Source organism: Sagittula sp. (assembly GCF_052825245.1).
On record NZ_JBRBWD010000033.1, the window covers coordinates 1 to 19150 of the forward strand.

The 19150-nt window shown below is 68.5% G+C and carries 17 protein-coding genes; 12 read left to right on the plus strand and 5 right to left on the minus strand.

Annotated features, from left to right (window positions below):
* Positions 1-166: 166 nt before the first annotated feature.
* From ACU0DV_RS14135 to ACU0DV_RS14150, 4 genes are all read right to left on the minus strand, one after another.
* On the minus strand, positions 167-1072 hold the full coding sequence (locus ACU0DV_RS14135) for a metal ABC transporter permease (RefSeq protein ID WP_446241940.1): 906 nt from the start codon (positions 1070-1072) through the stop codon (positions 167-169).
* Positions 1073-1184: 112 nt separating this feature from the next.
* Complete coding sequence (locus ACU0DV_RS14140) at positions 1185-2387, minus strand: metal ABC transporter permease (RefSeq protein ID WP_100928090.1); 1203 nt, start codon at positions 2385-2387, stop codon at positions 1185-1187.
* A 48-nt stretch (positions 2388-2435) separates the two neighbouring features.
* Positions 2436-3260 carry a metal ABC transporter ATP-binding protein gene (locus ACU0DV_RS14145; protein WP_100928089.1) on the minus strand — a complete coding sequence of 275 codons (825 nt, stop codon included), beginning with the start codon at positions 3258-3260 and terminating at the stop codon, positions 2436-2438.
* 1 nt (position 3261) lies between these two features.
* Entirely contained in the window at positions 3262-4221 is a 960-nt protein-coding gene (locus ACU0DV_RS14150) for a metal ABC transporter solute-binding protein, Zn/Mn family (RefSeq protein WP_100928088.1), read from the minus strand.
* A 170-nt stretch (positions 4222-4391) separates the two neighbouring features.
* On the opposite strand from ACU0DV_RS14150, the gene ACU0DV_RS14155 reads away from it, so the two are divergent.
* From ACU0DV_RS14155 to rlmH, 4 genes are all read left to right on the plus strand, one after another.
* On the plus strand, positions 4392-5474 hold the full coding sequence (locus ACU0DV_RS14155; protein WP_446241939.1) for a hypothetical protein: 1083 nt from the start codon (positions 4392-4394) through the stop codon (positions 5472-5474).
* Between the two features lie 154 nt (positions 5475-5628).
* The gene (locus ACU0DV_RS14160) at positions 5629-5910 is read left to right on the plus strand and encodes a hypothetical protein (protein ID WP_370313356.1); all 282 of its coding nucleotides are present in this window, start codon (positions 5629-5631) and stop codon (positions 5908-5910) included.
* Between the two features lie 348 nt (positions 5911-6258).
* The gene (gene rsfS / locus ACU0DV_RS14165) at positions 6259-6618 is read left to right on the plus strand and encodes a ribosome silencing factor (protein WP_283982173.1); all 360 of its coding nucleotides are present in this window, start codon (positions 6259-6261) and stop codon (positions 6616-6618) included.
* Positions 6619-6637: 19 nt separating this feature from the next.
* Positions 6638-7108, plus strand: a complete 471-nt coding sequence (rlmH, locus tag ACU0DV_RS14170) for a 23S rRNA (pseudouridine(1915)-N(3))-methyltransferase RlmH (protein ID WP_446241938.1) — start codon at positions 6638-6640, stop codon at positions 7106-7108.
* A gap of 18 nt (positions 7109-7126) precedes the next feature.
* Here rlmH and ACU0DV_RS14175 read toward each other — a convergent pair whose 3' ends face one another.
* Positions 7127-7930: an undecaprenyl-diphosphate phosphatase gene (locus ACU0DV_RS14175; RefSeq protein WP_446241937.1), complete on the minus strand. Its 804-nt coding sequence runs from the start codon at positions 7928-7930 to the stop codon at positions 7127-7129.
* Positions 7931-8160: 230 nt separating this feature from the next.
* Between ACU0DV_RS14175 and ACU0DV_RS14180 the strand changes: the two genes are divergently transcribed.
* The 8 genes from ACU0DV_RS14180 to queG all read left to right on the plus strand — a co-directional run bounded on the left by ACU0DV_RS14180 (position 8161) and on the right by queG (position 18904).
* Entirely contained in the window at positions 8161-9600 is a 1440-nt protein-coding gene (locus ACU0DV_RS14180; RefSeq protein ID WP_100928081.1) for an NAD(P)-dependent oxidoreductase, read from the plus strand.
* A gap of 178 nt (positions 9601-9778) precedes the next feature.
* Complete coding sequence (locus ACU0DV_RS14185) at positions 9779-10516, plus strand: hypothetical protein (RefSeq protein WP_370313359.1); 738 nt, start codon at positions 9779-9781, stop codon at positions 10514-10516.
* A complete protein-coding gene (locus ACU0DV_RS14190) occupies positions 10513-10974 on the plus strand; it encodes a GFA family protein (RefSeq protein WP_446241936.1) in 462 nt (153 codons plus the stop codon). The genes ACU0DV_RS14185 and ACU0DV_RS14190 overlap by 4 nt, the downstream gene beginning before the upstream one ends.
* 167 nt (positions 10975-11141) lie before the next feature.
* Positions 11142-15686, plus strand: a complete 4545-nt coding sequence (gene gltB / locus ACU0DV_RS14195) for a glutamate synthase large subunit (RefSeq protein WP_283982179.1) — start codon at positions 11142-11144, stop codon at positions 15684-15686.
* A 97-nt stretch (positions 15687-15783) separates the two neighbouring features.
* Positions 15784-16056 carry a putative quinol monooxygenase gene (locus ACU0DV_RS14200; RefSeq protein ID WP_446241935.1) on the plus strand — a complete coding sequence of 91 codons (273 nt, stop codon included), beginning with the start codon at positions 15784-15786 and terminating at the stop codon, positions 16054-16056.
* A gap of 202 nt (positions 16057-16258) precedes the next feature.
* On the plus strand, positions 16259-17011 hold the full coding sequence (mtgA, locus tag ACU0DV_RS14205; RefSeq protein ID WP_100928077.1) for a monofunctional biosynthetic peptidoglycan transglycosylase: 753 nt from the start codon (positions 16259-16261) through the stop codon (positions 17009-17011).
* A 101-nt stretch (positions 17012-17112) separates the two neighbouring features.
* The gene (gene fzlA, locus ACU0DV_RS14210) at positions 17113-17778 is read left to right on the plus strand and encodes an FtsZ-binding protein FzlA (protein ID WP_283982182.1); all 666 of its coding nucleotides are present in this window, start codon (positions 17113-17115) and stop codon (positions 17776-17778) included.
* Between the two features lie 70 nt (positions 17779-17848).
* Positions 17849-18904: a tRNA epoxyqueuosine(34) reductase QueG gene (queG, locus tag ACU0DV_RS14215; protein WP_446241934.1), complete on the plus strand. Its 1056-nt coding sequence runs from the start codon at positions 17849-17851 to the stop codon at positions 18902-18904.
* Positions 18905-19150: the final 246 nt, after the last annotated feature.

Here is a 19150-nt window from a genome sequence, read left to right on the forward strand (position 1 = left end):
CCCCCCCCCCCCCCCCCCCCCCCCCCCCCCCCCCCCCCCCCCCCCCCCCCCCCCCCCCCCCCCCCCCCCCCCCCCCCCCCCCCCCCCCCCCCCCCCCCCCCCCCCCCCCCCCCCCCCCCCCCCCCCCCCCCCCCGGTCGGATCGGCGTCAGCCGATCCGAAACCGTTCAGTTCGTGCGGTGGGGGCCGAAGAGCGCGGTCAGCCCGAGTAGTACGCCCGACACCGTGGCAATCATCCCGGCGGCGGAGACCGAAGCAGAGCTGCCCAACCAGAGCGGGCCGTACCCAGCCAGGACATACCCCAGGACGGCGGAGAGTGTGGCAAAACCCAGGGACCAGGCCACCTGGCGTTCCAGCCGGTTGGTCATCAGGCGGGCGCAGGCGGGGGGGCAGATGAACATCGCGATCACGATGATCGAGCCTACGGCGTCGAAGGCGGCCACGGCCGCGAGTGCCGCCATCGTCACGATGCCCAGCGAGATCAGCGTCACCGGCAGGCCGAGGGTGCGGGCGAAGGCTTCGTCGAAGGTGGCGAGCTTCAGCGGCCGCCAGAACAACCATGTCGCGACCGCGACGACGGCCAGCGCCGCGGCCATGCGGCCCAGTTCCGGCGGCAGCGTGGCGAGCGCGGCGGGATCAATCAGCGCGCTCCACGAAAAACCGTCGAGCCAGATCAGGCTTTCGAGGTTGCCGTAGAGCGCGTGCTCCACGTCGAGGTGCACCGACGCGGTGTCGGTCTGTTCCAGCAGCAGCACGCCGCCGGCGAACATCGCGGTGAAGACGACGCCCATGGCCGCGCCGGGTTCCACCCGGCCAAGCCGCCGGACGGCCTCGATCAGGACCACGGCAACAAGTGCTGCCCCGGCCGCACCCAGCATCATCGGCACGGCGGCGATCGTGCCGGTCACGAGAAAGGCGACCACGATTCCCGGCAGCACGGTGTGCGAGATCGCGTCACCGATCAGCGCCTGCCGCCGCAGCAGCAGGAAGTTGCCGGGCAGGGCGCAGGCCATCGCGGCCAGCGTGCCGATCAGCATCGGCGGCAGGGAGAGGGCGAGGAACTCGGGGTTCATGACGCACCCCCCGGGATTGGGGCGGGCGGCGCCTGGCGGGCTATGCGGGTCTGCTGCGCCGGTTGTGGGGCGTGTGCGGGCTTCGCGATGCGGACAGGATCGGGCAGACCGGTCATGCCACTGTTCCCTTCGGGCCGAGGCGCGTGTCGAGCGTGGCGATCTGGTCGCGGGTCAGGATGTCCTCGATCCGGGTCAGGCCGTCGTCGCGTGCGGCGAGTTCGGACAGGTGGGGCGCGCGGCGCAGCGCCTGCCAGCGGGCCTCGTCCAGGGCCTCCTGCGCGGCGCGGGCGCGGCCCCTCTCGGTGGGGACGCCGTCGGCGCGCAGCAGGCCGTTGGCGCGGAGCATGCGGCGGGTGAGGTCTTCGTAGACCGGCTGGCCGTGGGCGAGCGCCAGAAGCCCCTGCCGCAGGTGGACCCGGCGTTGCAGGCGGCGGTGACGCACCACGGTGGCCAGCACCCCGCGCCCCGGTGCGGCGATCAGCGAAAGGGTGAAGAGGGCGAAGGAGGTCAGCACGATGATCGGCCCGGTGGGCAGTTGCGGTGCGGTGGCCGACAGCGCCGCCCCGGCATAGCCCGACGCGCCGCCGATCAGCCCGGACAGCATCGCCACATGCGGGGCGCGGTCGGTCCAGAAGCGGGCGGCGACGGGCGGGATGATGAGCAGCGCGACGATCAGGATCAGCCCGACGATCTTCAGCCCGGTCACGGTCACCGCCATCACCAGCGTCATCAGCGCCATGTCGAAAGCGGGCACGTTCAGGCCCCGCTGCGCGGCATAGCCTTCGTCGAAGGCGATCATCAGGAGCGGGCGGCGCAGGAGCAGGGTGGCGGCCAGCGTCAGCGCGCCCCCGGCGGCGATCAGCAGCGCGTCGCTTTGCAGCATGCCCGCGGTCGAGCCGAGCAGGAAGCTTTCGAGCCCGGCCTGCCGTCCGGCGGACATGGTCTGGATTACCGTCAGCAGTACCACGCCCAGCCCGAAGAAGACCGAGAGCACGGCGCCGATGGCCGCGTCCTCGGACAGCCGGGTGCGGCGGGTCAGCCAGGCCGTGAGCCACAGGCCGATCCAGGCCGACACGGCGCTGCCCGCCATCAGCCCGGCGAGGTTGCGGCCCTCACCGCCGAAGGCGACCATCAGAAGGAAGGCGCAGGCAAGGCCGGGCAGGGTCGCGTGGCTGATCGCATCCGAGACCAGCGCCCGCTGTCGCAGGAAGAGGAAGGCACCCACGGTGCCCGCCGCCAGCCCCAGCGCGGCGGCGCCGAGCGCGACCAGCGTCGCGTTGTAGCCGAGTTGCAGGGTCAGCGCGTCGAGAAGCATGGTGCGGGGTCGTGTCCTTTGGGCAATGTCGGGGAAGCGGGGTCCGGATCAGGCGGTGTTCGGCAGGCCGGTCCGCTCCGGTCCGCCCTGATGCAGGCGCGGGTCGGGCAGCCGCCCGCCGTAGGTGGAGGCCAGCGCCTTTTCGGTGAAGGTCGTGGCCGTGGGACCTTCGGCCATGCGGCGGCGGTTGATCAGGAAGACCCGGTCGAAGTAGCGCGGCACGGTGGCGAGGTCGTGGTGCACCGAAAGCACGGTGCGCCCCTCGTCGCGCAGCGCGTGCAGGACGGTGATGATCGCGCTTTCGGTGGCGGCGTCTACCCCCGCAAAGGGTTCGTCCAGCATGTAGAGGTCTGCCTTCTGCGCCAGCGCCCGCGCGAGGAAGACCCGCTGCTGCTGGCCCCCCGACAGCTGGCCGATCTGGCGGTCGGCGAAACCCTCCATCCCCACGCGGGAGAGGCAGGCCAGCGCCGCGTCGCGGTGGTGTTTGCGGGTGCGCTTCAGCAGGCCCAGTTCGCGCCAAAGGCCCATCAGCACCACGTCCATGACCGTGGTCGGGAAATCCCAGTCGATGGAGGCGCGCTGCGGCACGTAGGCGATCCGGTGGCGGGCCGCTTCGAGCGGGGCGCCCCAGGCGGTGACACGGCCGGCGAGCGGCCTGATGACCCCGAGCGCCGCCTTCAGCAGCGTCGACTTGCCCGCGCCGTTGGGGCCGATGATCGCGGTCATCGTGCCGGGCGCCAGCGTCATGTCGATGGAGAAGATCACCGGCTCGCCGCCATAGGAGACGGTCAGCCCGCGCAGGGCGAGCGGCGCCGCCGAGAGGTCCTCGGTCACCGGGCGTCCGGCGGATGTGGCGAGGTCGGGGCCGCGCATTTCAGATCCCTGCATTGAGCGTGCCGTTCATGCCGCGGTCCGGGGCGGTGCCGCCGAGCGCGTTGCAGATCGTGGTCACGTTGTGGTCGATCATGCCGATCCACGTGCCCTCGTAGGTGCCGGGCTGGCCCATGGCGTCGGAGAACAGCTCTCCGCCGATGCGGACGTCGGCGCCACGCGAGGCGGCCCCTTCGATCAGCGCGCGCACGTTGCGGTCGGAGACCGAGCTTTCGACGAAGACCGCGCCGATGCCGCGCGTCACGAGCGTGTCGACCAGCATGGCGATGCGCTGCAGGCCGGCCTCGGATTCGGTGGAGATGCCCTGGATGCCCAGGACCTCGAAACCGTATTCGGCGCCGAAGTAGGCAAAGGCATCGTGGGCGGTGACGAGGACGCGCGCGGGTTCCGGCACGGTGGCCAGCACCTCTGCCGCGTAGGACTGGAGCCCGGCCAGCTCCGCGAGGTAGGCGTCGGTGTTGGCGGCGAAGGTCTCGGCCTGGTCGGGACGCAGGCCGGTCAGCGCGTCGCGGGTCGCCCCGACCGCGTGCCGCCAGTGGCGGGGCACCATCCAGACGTGCGGGTCCGGGCGGCCTTCGTAGATCGTGTTGTGCAGGATGTCCTCTGCCGGGACGGATTCGGCAACCGGCACCACGGGCACGCGGCTGGACAGGGTTTCGAAGAGGTCCTCGAGCTGCGCCTCGAGGTTGAGGCCGTTGCGCAGCGCCACGTCGCCCCGGGTCAGGGTGACGATGTCGGAGCGGGTCTGGCGGTAGCCGTGCGGATCGACGCCCGGGCCCATCAGCGCGGTCACCTCGGCCAGCCCGCCCGCCACGTTGCGCGCGGTGTCGGCGATCATGCCCGTGGTGGCGGTGACCCTGAGCGGCGGCGCGGCGTGGCCCCTGCGCGGCAGGAGGGGAAGGGCGGCCGCGGCGCCAAGGAAGGTCCGGCGTGTAAATGTCATGTAAGCTGTCCTTTCCCGGTTGAATATGAGAGTCATTCGCAAGAAGTCAATGTTGATGCGACTTAGTCGCAAGAAAAGACGGGGATGGCACGTTTGTTGCCGCTTGAACGGTCAGCACGATCCATGCCAAGCCCGGTCCGGACGAGATAGGGCCGGACAGGGAGTGGCGCTTGACCGATTTCGCGACCCTGACGCTGGACGGCAGCGGGCTGGAACGGCAGCCGCGGGTGAAGGAATCCTTTTGGGAGGACGACTACCTCGAGCGGTTCGACGCGCGCACGCTGTGGCTGGACGCGGTCTGGCGCGACGGGGTGGTGCGGCTGATCTGCCCGCGGCTGAACAACCTTGCGCCTGCGCTGCGCGGCGCGCGGTTCGCGCTGGACGGGCGGGCGGTGCGGGCGCGGTTCCGGACCTACGACCGCCACACGGTGATCTCGCTGCCGTCGGCGCGCTGCCCCGCGGCCGTCTCGGTCGAGGTGGGCGGCTGGCGCGGGGAGAGCGCCGTGCACGGGCCGGAGGCGGGCTTTGCCGGGCGCAACGTGCTGGTCACCCTGTCGAAGGACAACGATCCGGCGTGGATCGAGGACTGGGTGCGCTTCCACATGATCCACCACGGCGCCGATGCGGTGCTGTTCGTCGACAACGGCTCGGCGGAGTACGGGCGCACGGCGGTGCAGGCGGCGCTGGAGGCGAGCGGCGTGCCGGTGGCGCGGGTGCTCTCGACCTCCGTGCCTTACGGGCCGCGCGGCAGGAAACCCTATGCCAACTCCGAGCTGTTCCTGCAGTTCTGCGTGCTGAACGCGGTGCGGCACCGGTTCCTGTGGGATGCCCGCGCCGTGCTGAACTGCGACCTCGACGAACTGGTGATGTCCGAGGGCTCGATCTTCGACCGGGCGGCGGCGAGCCGGTTCGGTTACCTCGCCTTCCCGGGCTACTGGGTGCATCCGGAGCCGGGGTTCGAGGGCGTGCCGTTCCACGCGGCGCATGGCTGGCGCGACGATCCGGCGCAGGCCTGTCCGGACAAGTGGTGCATGGTGCCCTCGGGGCCGTTGCGCGGGTTCGAGTGGCGCCAGCACCGGCTGGAGCGGCTGCCGTTCCCGACGTGGTTCCGCGCGAAGGATGCCTGGTTCTGGCATTGCCGCAACATCACCAACGGCTGGAAGCTTCTGAAACGCACGAAGGTGCGGGACAACACCGTGCCTGACGGGCGGTTGCAGGAGGCGGTGGCGGTGCTGCCGCAGCGGCCGGGGTGAGGTCTGCGACTGTGGGTTGGGCGGGCTGTGTGGCCGTCGGGGCACGGTGGCGCGGAGCCCCACCCTACGCCGGGTGCGCGCGGCGTCTGGCGTGGCGTATGGCCCGCACGCCGGGATTTGAGTATTTGCAAAGCAGAGAAGCGGGAGGCGTCTGATGCAGGCCAATCCGGTATGGTCCCTGGCGATGGTCTGCGTGTTCGTCGTCATGGCGGCGTCGAACTGGCGGCGGACGCGCATCCGGCGGATGGCGCGCGATCTGCCCACCGCGCTGAGGCGGCGGCTGGGCGAGGCGCCGGAGTACGAGGCGCCCGACGAGGAGGCCTTCCGCGACTACACGGCACGGCACCGGCGACTGACGCGGGTGATGCACGTGGCCTGGGGGCTGGCGGCGCTGTGGCTGGTCTATGTGGGGTATCTTGCACTGGGTGCGGGGTGAGACCGGGAGGCCGTTCTTCGGCGCGGGGTGCCGGTTGCGCCGGAGCGTTGGGGCGGATTGCTGGGCGGCCGTGGGTGCGCTGGCGGTTCGGGCGGGTGACGGATGCGGCCCGGTGAGGCGCGATGCCCGGAGCGGACCATGCGATCCGCGCCCGGAAAACGGGCAGCTTTCCGGGGGTGTGGCGCGGCTTTGCCGTCCGTGTCGGCACGACATTGAGAATTCACATTTGCGCTGCTATATTCATAGGCAGCCCGGCGCCGGGGCGTGTCACAGGCGCGCTATCCGAAGGAGGACAATGTCCTGTCTGCAATGGCACATGCGGGTACACCCGCTGAACAGGGTCAGCCGATGACGGCGCCGACCCGACCGGACCCGACGAGCAGCGAGATCCTCGCCACGGTCCTCTCCACCCTCTCCGACAACAAGGCCGAAGACGTCGTGCAGATCGACCTGCGCGGGAAGTCCTCTGTCTGTGACTGGATGGTGATTGCCTCCGGCCGGTCGACCCGGCAGGTCGCCGCGCTCTCGGACAAGCTGGCCGAGACCCTGAAGTCGGAGCTGGGCGTCCAGTGCAAGATGGAAGGCAAGGACATCGGGGACTGGGTGCTGATCGACGCGGGCGACGTTGTCGTGCACGTGTTCCGCCCCGAAGTGCGCGAGTTCTACCAGCTCGAGAAGATGTGGATGCCCGCGACCGCTTCGGCCTGATGGAAGGTCCGGACGCGACGTGAAAGTGCACCTGTGCGTGGTGGGCCGGCTGAAGGCCGGTCCGGAACGCGCCCTGATCGACGATTATCTCAAGCGGTTCGACCGCAGCGGCCGGTCGCTTGGCCTTGGCCCTGCGCGCGTGGTCGAGGTCGACGACCGCAAGGGCGGCGGCATGGCGGCAGAGGCCGTGCTGCTGCGCAAGGCGCTGCCCGGCGGCGCGAAGCTTTGTACCCTCGATGAACGCGGTGCGCTGATGACCTCGCCGGAGTTTGCCGGAAAGCTGGCGGACCTGCGCGACGGCGGCTGTTCCGATCTGGCCTTCGTCATCGGGGGCGCTGACGGCATCGACCCCGGGCTGCGCGCCGAGGCGGATTTTTCGCTCAGTTTCGGCGCGATGGTCTGGCCGCACATGCTGGTGCGGGTGATGCTGGCGGAGCAGCTGTACCGGGCGGCCTCGATCCTGGCCGGGGCGCCGTATCACCGGGCCTGAGATTCGGCCCGGCCTCCGTCAGGTGTAGGCGATCCAGAGCAGGATCGCGCCGAGGATCACCCGGTAGATGACGTAGGGCGTGAAACTGACGCTGCGCAGCAGGCGCATCATCAGGGTCAGTGCCAGAAGCGCCGCGAGGAAGGCAAAGGCGGCGCCGATCAGCGCGTCCTTCACCACCACCGTGTCGTCGCCGGTGAGCACGTCGAGGCTCAGCAGCGCGCCGGAGGCGAGGATCGTCGGGATCGACATCAGCATGGCGAGCTTCGCGCCGTCGGTGCGGGTGTAGCCCAGCATCCGCGCGGCGGTGATCGTGATGCCCGAACGCGAGGTGCCGGGGATCAGGGCGACGGCCTGCCAGAGCCCCATGATGATGGCGTCCTTCAGCGACCAGTCGGTGTCGGTCTTCTCTTCCTTGCCGGTGCGGTCGGCCCACCAGAGCACCAGCCCGAAGACCAGCATCGTCCAGCCGATCACGGCGGTGGAGCGCAGCATCTCGTCGATGCCGAGGACCTTCAGCGCGAGGCCCGCGACGATAACCGGGATGGTCGAGACGATCAGCAGGAAGGCGAGCCGGGCACCCGGTGTGTCCATATGTCCCGTCAGCAGGCGGGGCAGGCCGGAGACCGCCTCTTTCACATCTGCCCGGAAATACAGCAGCACGGCCCCCAGGGTGCCCACGTGGACGGCAACGTCGATGGCGAGGCCCTGATCCTGCATTCCGGTCAGGTTGGGCAGAAGAATCAGGTGACCCGAGGAGGAAATCGGGAGAAACTCGGTAATACCTTGGATCAGTGCGAGAATCAGGAGTTGGGTCAGCGGCATCGAGCGGCTCCGGCAAATCGGTCAGCTTCGGTATAACCCCCTGTTTCTCAGAGAAAAGAGTGAAAATAGGTCCGGTTTGCTACCCATATTTCGGCCCGGAAGGCCAAATATCGGTATCCGGGGGCGTGAAAATCGCCATTTAGGTCAGCACTTATGACTTTTATTCCGTATCAAGCTTCGGTACAGAGGCGGCGATACGAGGTTGACCCCTGCAAGAGGTTTCACGACACATGGCCAAGCAGCCGATGCTGAAATTCGTCACCACCGAGCGCCAGATGCCGGACAAGCGTGACGCGAACGTCCGCAACAAGGATTTCAACGAGATCTACGCGGAGTTCGCCGACGCCCGTGCGAAGGAGCAGGCGGCGCGGTGTTCGCAGTGCGGCGTGCCTTACTGCCAGAGCCATTGCCCGCTGCACAACAACATCCCCGACTGGCTGCGGCTGACCGCGACCGGGCGGATGGAGGAAGCCTACGAACTGGCGCAGTCCACCAACACCTTCCCGGAGATCTGCGGCCGCATCTGCCCGCAGGACCGCCTGTGCGAAGGCAACTGCGTGATCGAGAAATCGGGCCACGGCACCGTCACCATCGGCACGGTCGAGAAATACATCCTCGACACCGCGTGGGAAAACGGCTGGGTGAAGCCCGCCTCGCCCGCGCGTGAGCGCGAGGAGTCGGTCGGCATCATCGGTGCGGGCCCCGGCGGCCTTGCCGCGGCGGACATGCTGCGCCGCGCCGGTGTGCAGGTCACGGTCTATGACCGCTACGACCGCGCGGGCGGGCTGCTGACCTACGGCATCCCCGGCTTCAAGCTGGAGAAGGACGTGGTCATGCGCCGCGTCAAGCAGCTGGAAGACGGCGGCGTGCGCTTCGTCATGAACTGCAACGTCGGCGACGACATGTCCTTCGACGAGATCCGCGCACAACATGATGCGGTCATCATCGCCACCGGCGTCTACAAGTCGCGCGACCTCGGCGGGCCGGGCGCGGGCGCAAAGGGCATCGTCAAGGCGATCGACTACCTCACCGCCTCCAACAAGTCGGCCAACTTCGGCGACACGGTGGCGGAGTTCGAGGACGGCACGCTGAACGCCAAGGGCAAGAAGGTCGTGGTGATCGGCGGCGGCGACACCGCCATGGACTGCGTCCGCACCGCGATCCGCCAGGGCGCCGAGAGCGTGAAGTGTCTTTATCGCCGCGACCGCGCCAACATGCCCGGGTCGCAGCGCGAGGTGCAGAACGCCGAGGAAGAGGGCGTGGTCTTCGAATGGCTGACCGCACCGGCGGGCTTCAAAGGCGGCGACGTCGTCAGCGCGGTGAGCGTGCAGAAGATGCGCCTTGGCGCGCCGGATGCCTCGGGCCGCCAGCGGCCGGAGCTGATCGACGGATCGGACTACGACGAACCGGCGGATCTGGTGATCAAGGCGCTCGGCTTCGAGCCGGAAGAGCTGCCGACGCTCTGGGGTGTGCCGGGCCTCGACGTGACCCGCTGGGGCACCGTCAAGGCGGAGTTCACCACCGGCCGCACGGCGCTTCCGGGGGTCTACGCGATCGGCGACATCGTGCGCGGTGCCTCGCTGGTGGTCTGGGCGATCCGCGACGGGCGCGACTGTGTCGAGGCGCTGTTAAAGGATCTTGACGCAAAGACGGCCGTGGCGGCTGAATAACCTTTGAGTTGCGGGGATTGCGGTGCAATTCCCGCCTAGGATGCGCTTTCCGGCCGTTTCGACCCCCTGAACCGGCCGGTTGTTAACCTCCTGAAGCGGCGCCCGCGCGGGGCGGCGTGCGACATTCACAAGTGTTAAGGGTCCGCAGCGCTGACCCGAACCGGCAAAAGGGTTGAGGATGCGTAAATCGGTGCAGCGCATGGTGACGGCGGGGCTTTCGGCCCTCCTGTCGTGCTGCCTGCCGGTGGCGCTGGCCGCGCAGTCGGCGGTCTTTGCACCGCCCGAGGGCTGCACCGCCTACCTGACCGTGCAGCACCGCGATTGCCGGGTGGAGCATCACTACACCTGCGCCGCCGCGGGCACCGACCGCTTCCGCGAGGTCTTTACCGACGAGGGTCCGGTCTACCAGAGCCGGATCGACGCGCAGGCGCAGTGGATCACCAGCCGGCAACTGCCGGGCGGTGCACCCACGGTGACGCTGCTGCCGGCGAAGGATCCGGCCTCGATGGACACGCTTCTGGAGACCGGCATCGACAGCATGGATTTCGAGCAGCGCACCCCGGACGGCAGCGTGCAGCGGGTCACCGGCGAGGACCGGATCGTCGACCGCAACGTGGTGATCGACGGCGAGCCGCTGTACCGCACCGTGTTCGAGGTCAACTTCCTGAATGCCGACGGCAGCGTGATGGGCACCTACACCGGGTCGGAGTATGTCTCGCCCGTGCACCGCCGGTTCTTTGCCGGTCGCGGCAAGGCGGTGTTCGACGGGGTGGAATCCTCGTTCGACCGGACGCCGAAGGAGTTCATCTATCCCGGCGAGCCGGGCTTTGGCGCGCTGGAGCCGATCTACGACTGCGGCGTGATGATGAGCGCGCTGGAGCCTGTTGCGGAACCTGTGGCGGAGCGGGTGCGATGAGCGCGCTGCGGTCCGGGCCGCAGACCGGCGGCTGCATGTGCGGCGCGGTGCGTTTCTCCGCCACCGAGGTGCCGGTGAACGTGGGCGCCTGCCACTGCGAGATGTGCCGCCGCTGGACCGGCTCGGCGCTGATCGGTGTGACGGTGCCGACGGAGAAGGTGACGTGGGAGGGGCCGGTCTCGGTCATCGCCTCGTCGGACTGGGCGGAACGGGGGTTCTGCGGGCGCTGCGGCTCGGGGCTCTATTTCCGGGTGACGCAGGAGAGCCGGTGGTTCGGCAACACGGAGCTGCCCATCGGCATCTTCGACGACGCCTGCGGCTTCGAGATGACGAACGAGATCTACATCGACCACAAGCCCGACAGCTTCGCCTATGCGGGGGACGGGCGGCGCCTGCTGACGCGGCAGGAGTGCGTCGAGCGTTTCGGCGTGCTGGAGGGCGGCGGCCCGGAGGACTGAGGTCCGCGCGCCGTGGCGGCGCGGGGACAGTTGAGTATTTGGAAAGCAGAGAAGCAGGGGCTTCGGCGCTTTCCGGGAACGGGGCCGGAAGGCTCATCTGGAAACCGGGCCGCGCGGCCCGCGGGACTGAGACGGCCCTCCGGGGCCACGAATGGAGGGCGTGAGCCATGACCAAGTACGATGCAGAGTGGGTCCGGGCCGAGGAAGCCAAGCGCAAGTGGATGTCGGAGAACGGCATGTACCACGAGAGCGAGGAGCATTCCTCGTGCGGGGTGGGTCTTGCGGTCAGCCTTGACGGCAAGCCGTCGCGCAAGGTCGTGGAGGCGGGCATCGGCGCGCTGAAGGCGATCTGGCACCGCGGCGCGGTGGATGCGGACGGCAAGACCGGCGACGGCGCGGGCATCCACGTGCAGATCCCGGTGCCGTTCTTCTACGACCAGGTCGAGCGCACCGGCCACACGCCGCGCAAGGACGAGCTGCTGGCGGTGGGCCAGGTGTTCCTGCCGCGCACGGATTTCGGCGCGCAGGAGGCCTGCCGGACCATCGTGGAGACCGAGGTCCTGCGGATGGGCTATTACATCTACGGCTGGCGTCACGTGCCGGTGTCGGTGGCCTGCCTCGGCGAGAAGGCCAACGCGACGCGGCCCGAGATCGAGCAGATCCTGATCTCGAACGCGAAGGGCGTGGACGAGGAGCAGTTCGAGCGCGAGCTTTACGTGATCCGGCGGCGGATCGAGAAGGCGGCGGCGGCGGCGGGGATCGCCGGCTCGGGCGGCCTGTACATCGCGTCGCTGTCCTGCCGGTCGATCATCTACAAGGGCATGATGCTGGCGGAACAGGTCAGCGAGTTCTACCCGGACCTGCAGGACGAGCGGTTCGAGAGCGCGTTCGCGATCTATCACCAGCGCTATTCCACCAACACCTTCCCGCAGTGGTGGCTGGCGCAGCCGTTCCGCATGCTGGCGCACAACGGCGAGATCAACACGCTGAAGGGCAACGTCAACTGGATGAAGAGCCACGAGATCCGCATGGCGTCTTCGGCGTTCGGCGACCTCGCGGAGGACATCAAGCCGATCATCGCCACCGGGTCGTCGGACTCGGCGGCGCTGGATTCGGTGTTCGAGGTGCTGGTGCGCGCCGGGCGCAACGCGCCGATGGCGAAGACCATGCTGGTGCCGGAATCCTGGTCGAAGCAGGCCATCGAGCTGCCGGAATCCTGGCGCGACATGTATTCCTACTGCAACTCCGTGATGGAGCCGTGGGACGGTCCGGCGGCGCTGGCGATGACCGACGGGCGCTGGGTGTGCGGCGGGCTCGACCGGAATGGTCTGCGGCCGATGCGCTACGTGGTGACCGGCGACGGCATGCTGATCGCGGGGTCGGAGGCGGGCATGGTGCCTGTCGACGAGGCCACGGTCCGCGAGAAGGGCGCGCTTGGCCCGGGCCAGATGATCGCCGTCGACATGAAGGACGGCAAGCTCTACCACGACGTGGAGATCAAGGACCGCCTGGCGGCCAGCCAGCCGTTCGGCGAGTGGGTCGGCAAGATCACCGAGCTTGACGCCGCGCTGAACGCCATCACCGAGAAGCCGATCTTCGAGGGTGCCGAGCTGCGCCGCCGGCAGATCGCGGCCGGCTACTCCATCGAGGAGCTGGAGCAGGTGCTGGCGCCGATGGCGGAAGACGCCAAGGAGATGATCGCGTCGATGGGCGACGACACGCCGTCGGCCGTGCTGTCGAAGAAGTACCGCCCGCTGTCGCATTACTTCCGCCAGAACTTCAGCCAGGTGACCAACCCGCCGATCGACTCCCTGCGCGAATTCCGCGTGATGAGCCTGAAGACGCGCTTCGGCAACCTGAAGAACGTGCTGGACGAGTCGTCGAGCCAGACCGAGATCCTCGTGCTGGACACGCCGTTCATCGGCAACGCCCAGTTCGCCGAGCTGCAGAAGCACTTCAACGCGCCCTGCGTCACGCTGGACTGCACCTTCACACCCGGGCCGGACGCGCTGCGGGACGGTCTGGCGCGCATCCGGGCCGAGGCGGAGGATGCCGTGCGCTCCGGCGCGGGGCACCTCATCCTGACCGACGAGCGGACCTCGGAAGACAAGGTCGCGATGCCGATGATCCTCGCCACCAGCGCGGTGCACAGCCACCTGACGCGCAAGGGGCTGAGGACGTTCACCTCGATCAACGTGCGGTCGGCGGAATGCATCGACCCGCATTACTTTGCGGTGCTGATCGGCGCGGGCGCGACCACCGTGAACCCCTACCTCGCCGAGGACAGCCTGGCGGACCGCATCAAGCGCGGCCTGCTGGACATGACCCTGACCGAGGCGGTGGCGCGGTATCGCGAGGCCATCGACCAGGGCCTGCTGAAGATCATGTCGAAGATGGGCATCTCGGTCATCTCGTCCTACCGCGGCGGCCTGAACTTCGAGGCCGTGGGCCTCAGCCGTGCGATGTGCGCCGAGTACCTGCCCGGCATGCTGTCGCGCATTTCCGGCATCGGCGTGAAGGGCATCCAGAAGAAGGCCGAGGAGGTGCACAGGCTGGGCTTCCTGTCGGGCCGCGACGTGCTGCCCATCGGCGGCATCTACAAGGCGCGCAAGTCCGGCGAGACCCACGCATGGGGCGCGCAGGTCATGCACCTGATGCAGGCGGCCTGCGACCGGGCGTCCTACGAGCTGTGGAAGCAGTATTCCAACGCGATGCAGGCGAACCCGCCGATCCACCTGCGCGACCTTCTGGCCATCAAGCCGCTGGGCAAGCCGATCCCGCTGGAAGAGGTCGAGTCGATCACCGCGATCCGCAAGCGGTTCGTGACGCCGGGCATGTCGCTGGGGGCGCTGTCGCCCGAGGCGCACAAGACGCTGAACGTCGCCATGAACCGCATCGGGGCCAAGTCCGACTCCGGCGAGGGTGGCGAGGATCCGGCACACTTCGTGCCCGAGCCCAACGGCGACAACCCGTCGGCGAAGATCAAGCAGGTGGCTTCGGGCCGGTTCGGCGTCACCGCCGAGTACCTGAACCACTGCGAGGAGCTTGAGATCAAGGTTGCGCAGGGTGCCAAGCCCGGCGAGGGCGGCCAGCTGCCCGGCATGAAGGTCACCGACCTGATCGCGCGCCTGCGCCATTCGACCAAGGGTGTGACGCTGATCTCGCCGCCGCCGCACCACGACATCTACTCGATCGAGGACCTTGCGCAGCTGATCTACGACCTCAAGCAGATCAACCCGCGCTGCAAGGTCACGGTGAAGCTGGTGGCGTCCTCGGGCGTCGGCACCATCGCGGCGGGCGTGGCGAAGGCCAAGGCCGACATCATCCTGATCTCGGGCCACAACGGCGGCACCGGGGCGTCTCCGGCGACCTCGATCAAGTACGCCGGCCTGCCGTGGGAGATGGGGCTGTCCGAAGCGCACCAGGTGCTGGCGATGAACAACCTGCGGTCGCGGGTCACGCTGCGGACCGACGGCGGCCTGCGCACGGGCCGCGACATCGTGATGGCCGCCATGATGGGCGCCGAGGAGTTCGGCATCGGCACCGCCGCGCTGATCGCAATGGGCTGCATCATGGTCCGTCAGTGCCAGTCGAACACCTGCCCGGTGGGCGTCTGCACCCAGGACCCGGCGCTGCGCGAGAAGTTCACAGGCAACGCCGACAAGGTGGTGAACCTCATTTCCTTCTACGCGACGGAAGTGCGGGAGATCCTCGCCGAGATCGGTGCACGCTCGCTTGCGGACGTGATCGGCCGGGCGGACCTGCTGACGCAGGTGTCGCGCGGTGCGGAGCATCTCGACGACCTCGACCTGAACCCGCTGCTGATCCGCGTGGATGGGTCCGACTCGATCCAGTACAACCGCGACAAGGATCGGAACCCGGTTCCCGATACGCTCGACGCGGAGATCGTGCGCGATGCGGCGCGGTTCCTGAAGGACGGCGAGAAGATGCAGCTGTCCTACGCGGTGATGAATACGCACCGGACCGTGGGCACGCGGACCTCGTCGCACATCGTGTCGAAGTTCGGGATGCGCAACGCGCTGCAGCCCGATCACCTGCACGTCAAGCTGACCGGCTCTGCCGGGCAGTCGCTGGGTGCCTTCGCGGCCCCGGGGCTGAAGCTGGAAGTGTCGGGCGACGCCAACGACTATGTCGGCAAGGGCCTGTCGGGGGGCACCATCGTGGTGCGTCCGCCGCTGGTCTCGCCGCTGGTGGCGTCGGAGAACACGATCATCGGCAACACCGTGCTGTACGGCGCGACCGACGGCTACCTGTTTGCCGCAGGCCGGGCCGGAGAGCGGTTCGCGGTGCGCAACTCGGGTGCGAAGGTCGTGGTCGAGGGCTGCGGGTCGAACGGCTGCGAGTACATGACCGGCGGTGTCGCCGTGATCCTCGGGCCGATCGGCGCGAACTTCGGTGCGGGGATGACGGGCGGCATGGCCTACCTGTACGATCCGGACGATCAGGCGCGCGACATGATGAACATGGAAAGCCTGGTGACCTGCCCGGTGACCGTGTCGGCCTGGGAAGACCAGCTGAAGGACCTGATCGAGCGCCACCTGGCCGAGACCCGGTCGCAGCGCGCGGCGGAGATCCTGCAGCACTGGGACCTGGAGAAGGCGCACTTCGTGCAGGTCTGCCCGAAGGAGATGCTGAACAAGATCCCGCATCCGCTGGGCATCGAGGAGAGCCTCGCCGTTCCGGCGGAGTGATCCCCGCGTTGGACATCGAAGGTCCCTGCCCCCGGGCGGGGACCTTTTTTTATCGGCTTTGGACGGGCTCCGGCTGGACGGGCGCGGGGGAGGGGACATGATCGAACTGACGGGGCGGCTGATCTGCGCCGACGCCGCAGAGGCGGAGCGGGTGCGTCAGGCGCTGCCCGAACACGTTGCATTGACCCGGGCGGAACCGGGCTGCCTGTCGTTCGAGGTGGAGCCCTGCGGTCCGCTGGTCTGGCGCGTCGCGGAGCGATTCACCGATTCCGCCGCCTTCGAGGCGCATCAGAAACGTATGCGTGAAAGTGAATGGGGTAGGACAACCTCAGGGATAAAGCGCGACTACGAAATCCGCGAAATTGGTTGACGTTAGGTCAAAAACCTCTTTCTCGCCACTTTTGCGCACGGTCGGGGCCACCTTCCGAAGCAATATAGGGGGCGTTGGTAAGGGGTTCCCTTTTGACGGTAACAAGTGGTTCGCCTGGCCGTACGGGCAGGCTGCGGGGCGTCCTTCGGGGCGCTCCTTTTTTTGCTCTCGAACCCGCCGCCCGTCAGTGTAGACAAGGGGGATGGCAAGACGGGCAAAAGCGGCGCGCAAGACGGACGCGCGGAAGACAAAGAGCGACAAGGCACGCACGGCGGGCAGGCTTCCCCTGAAACGGAGGCTGCGCAGGCTCGTGCTGCGGGGAGTGGTGCTGATGGCAGGACTGGTGGTCGTGGCGGTGGCGCTGTTCAGCGTGGTCGACCCGCCGATGACGCACACCATGTGGGTGGAGCGGTCGCGGCTGGGCGCGCTGGAACGCGACTGGGTCGACTTCGAGGACATCGCGCCGGTCATGGCCCGCTCTGCCGTCGCGGCGGAGGACGCCAATTTCTGCGAGCACTGGGGGTTCGACATGGGCGCGATCCGGGCGGCGATCTCGGAAGGGGCGGCGCGCGGCGGGTCGACCATCAGCCAGCAGGTGGTGAAGAACGTTTACCTCTGGCAGGAGCGGTCGTGGTTCCGAAAGGGGCTGGAGGCCGGCATGACCCCCATGGTTGAGGCGCTGTGGTCCAAGCGGCGCATCCTTGAGGTCTACCTGAACGTGGCGGAGTTCGGCGAGGGCGTCTTTGGCGTGGAGGCCGCGGCCCGGCACTACTTCGGGGTGAGCGCCGATGCGCTGAGCGCGCGGCAGGCCGCGCTACTGGCGGCGGTCCTGCCCAACCCGAAGGAGCGCAACGCCGGGCGGCCCTCGAACTCTGTCGACCGGCGGGCGCGGTCGATCCAGGACGGCGCGGCGACGATTGCCGCCGACGGGCGGGACGACTGTTTCGAAGGATGAGCGGCGCTTCGGCGCGCCGTGGCCGGGACGCGTGGAGGCGCTTGAATCCCGGTGGCCTTGACCTCTATTAGTGGGGGGCTCCCCGACCATACAGGACTTAAATGGCCAAGCTTTATCACGTTCCTCTTTCACCGTTCTGCCGCAAGGTGCGGTTGAGCCTCGCCGAGAAAAAGATCGAATGCGAGCTGGTGGAGGAACGCTACTGGGAGCAGGACCCGGACTTCCTGCGGCGCAACCCGGCGGCCAAGGTTCCGGTGATCCGGATCGACGGCAAGACAATGGCCGAGTCGGCGGCGATCTGCGAATGGATCGAGGAGAAGTATCCCGAACCCTCGCTGATGCCGCGCTCTGCCGATGCGCGCTACGAGGTGCGCCGGCTGGTGGGCTGGTTCGACGACAAGTTCCACCACGAGGTGACGTCGAAGCTGCTTTACGAGCGGGTGAACAAGAAGATGATGAAGGCCGGCTTCCCCGATAGCGGCAACGTCAAGTCGGGCGCCAAGGCGGTCAAGTACCACCTCGACTACATGGCGTGGTTGCTGGATCACCGCCGCTGGCTGGCCGGGGATTCCATGACGCTGGCCGATTTCGCCGCCGCCGCGCACCTGTCGTCGCTGGACTACATCTCGGACGTGGACTGGAACCGGTCGTCGGTGGTCAAGGACTGGTACGCGAAGATCAAGTCGCGCCCTGCCTTCCGCTCGATCCTGGCCGACCAGGTGCCGGGCTTCCCGCCGCCCGCCCATTACGCCGACCTCGACTTCTGAGGCCGGTTGCCCTGCGCGGCATGACGTGCCGCGGTCGGGGACACTTCGGACAGAGAGGAACGGGGGTCGTGTGCAGGATCTGACGGCAACGCTGAAGCGGGAAGCGGCAGAGGTCGGGTTTTCCGACTGCCGTGTCGCCCGCGTGGCGGACCTGCCCGAGGTGATGTCGCGGCTGCAGGCCTTTGTGGGCGCAGGCTATCACGGCCAGATGGGCTGGCTGGCGGAGCGGATGCACTGGCGCGGCGATCCGGCGGCGCTCTGGCCCGAGGCGCGCTCCGTCGTGATGCTGGCGGAGGACTACGGCCCCGAGGAGGACCCGCTGGCGGTGCTGGACCGGCCCGAGCGCGGCGCGGTCAGCGTCTATGCCCGCCATCGCGACTATCACGACGTGGTCAAGAAGCGGCTGAAGCGGCTGGGCCGCTGGCTGATCGAGGCGGCAGAGGCGGAGGGCACGGCGGGGCCGGAGATCAAGGTCTTCGTCGACACCGCGCCGGTGATGGAGAAGCCGCTGGGGCAGGCCGCGGGTCTGGGCTGGCAGGGCAAGCACACCAACCTCGTGTCGCGCAGGCTGGGGTCGTGGTTCTTCCTCGGCTGCATCTTCACGACGCTCGACCTGACGCCGGACGGGGCGGAAGCGGATCATTGCGGTTCGTGCCGCCGCTGCCTCGACGTCTGCCCGACCGATGCCTTTCCCGCGCCCTACCGGCTGGATGCGCGGCGCTGCATCTCCTACCTGACGATCGAGCACAGGGGCCCGGTGGACGAGGCACTGCGCCCCGGGCTGGGCAACCGCATCTACGGCTGCGACGACTGCCTTGCGGTCTGCCCGTGGAACAAGTTCGCAGGGGTCGCGCAGGAGGTGAAGTATCACGCCCGCGACGACCTGCGCGCCCCGCCGCTGGCCGATCTGGCGGCGCTGGACGACGCCGGATTCCGGGCGCGGTTCTCCGGCTCTCCGATCAAGCGGATCGGGCGCGACCGCATGGTGCGCAACGTGATGTATGCCGTGGGCAACTCGGGCCGGGCGGCGCTGGAGCCGGTGGCGCAGGGGCTGTGCGACGACCCCGACGAGGCCGTCCGGGACGCGGCCCGCTGGGCGGTTGGGCGCCTGCGCGGCAAGGGCTGACGGGGCGCGGCAGTTCGGTCACATTTCGCGGATTGCCGAAAAAACAGTAGACGCCACGGCAACGTGACTCTTGCGCGGGCGTTCATTCCGTGATGGAATCCGATTTGCCGAGTGGGGGGACGTGCTGCCAATACGCATTCACTCGAAATGTACAGGTTCCTGCGAGAGCAGGGCTTCGGAACGCTGCGATGCAAGCCGTGGATGTCCGGAGGGGTATTGACGGGCGCAGAGCTGCCATCTCCGCGC

Bases quoted from the DNA above. Each gene is read 5' to 3' on its own strand.
- ACU0DV_RS14135 (WP_446241940.1), bottom strand. From the start codon at position 1,072: ATGAACCCCGAGTTCCTCGCCCTCTCCCTGCCGCCGATGCTGATCGGC.
- ACU0DV_RS14140 (WP_100928090.1), bottom strand. From the start codon at position 2,387: ATGCTTCTCGACGCGCTGACCCTGCAACTCGGCTACAACGCGACGCTG.
- ACU0DV_RS14145 (WP_100928089.1), bottom strand. From the start codon at position 3,260: ATGCGCGGCCCCGACCTCGCCACATCCGCCGGACGCCCGGTGACCGAG.
- ACU0DV_RS14150 (WP_100928088.1), bottom strand. From the start codon at position 4,221: ATGACATTTACACGCCGGACCTTCCTTGGCGCCGCGGCCGCCCTTCCC.
- ACU0DV_RS14160 (WP_370313356.1), top strand. From the start codon at position 5,629: ATGCAGGCCAATCCGGTATGGTCCCTGGCGATGGTCTGCGTGTTCGTC.
- rsfS (WP_283982173.1), top strand. From the start codon at position 6,259: ATGACGGCGCCGACCCGACCGGACCCGACGAGCAGCGAGATCCTCGCC.
- ACU0DV_RS14175 (WP_446241937.1), bottom strand. From the start codon at position 7,930: ATGCCGCTGACCCAACTCCTGATTCTCGCACTGATCCAAGGTATTACC.
- ACU0DV_RS14180 (WP_100928081.1), top strand. From the start codon at position 8,161: ATGGCCAAGCAGCCGATGCTGAAATTCGTCACCACCGAGCGCCAGATG.
- ACU0DV_RS14185 (WP_370313359.1), top strand. From the start codon at position 9,779: ATGCGTAAATCGGTGCAGCGCATGGTGACGGCGGGGCTTTCGGCCCTC.
- ACU0DV_RS14190 (WP_446241936.1), top strand. From the start codon at position 10,513: ATGAGCGCGCTGCGGTCCGGGCCGCAGACCGGCGGCTGCATGTGCGGC.
- gltB (WP_283982179.1), top strand. From the start codon at position 11,142: ATGACCAAGTACGATGCAGAGTGGGTCCGGGCCGAGGAAGCCAAGCGC.
- ACU0DV_RS14200 (WP_446241935.1), top strand. From the start codon at position 15,784: ATGATCGAACTGACGGGGCGGCTGATCTGCGCCGACGCCGCAGAGGCG.
- mtgA (WP_100928077.1), top strand. From the start codon at position 16,259: ATGGCAAGACGGGCAAAAGCGGCGCGCAAGACGGACGCGCGGAAGACA.
- fzlA (WP_283982182.1), top strand. From the start codon at position 17,113: ATGGCCAAGCTTTATCACGTTCCTCTTTCACCGTTCTGCCGCAAGGTG.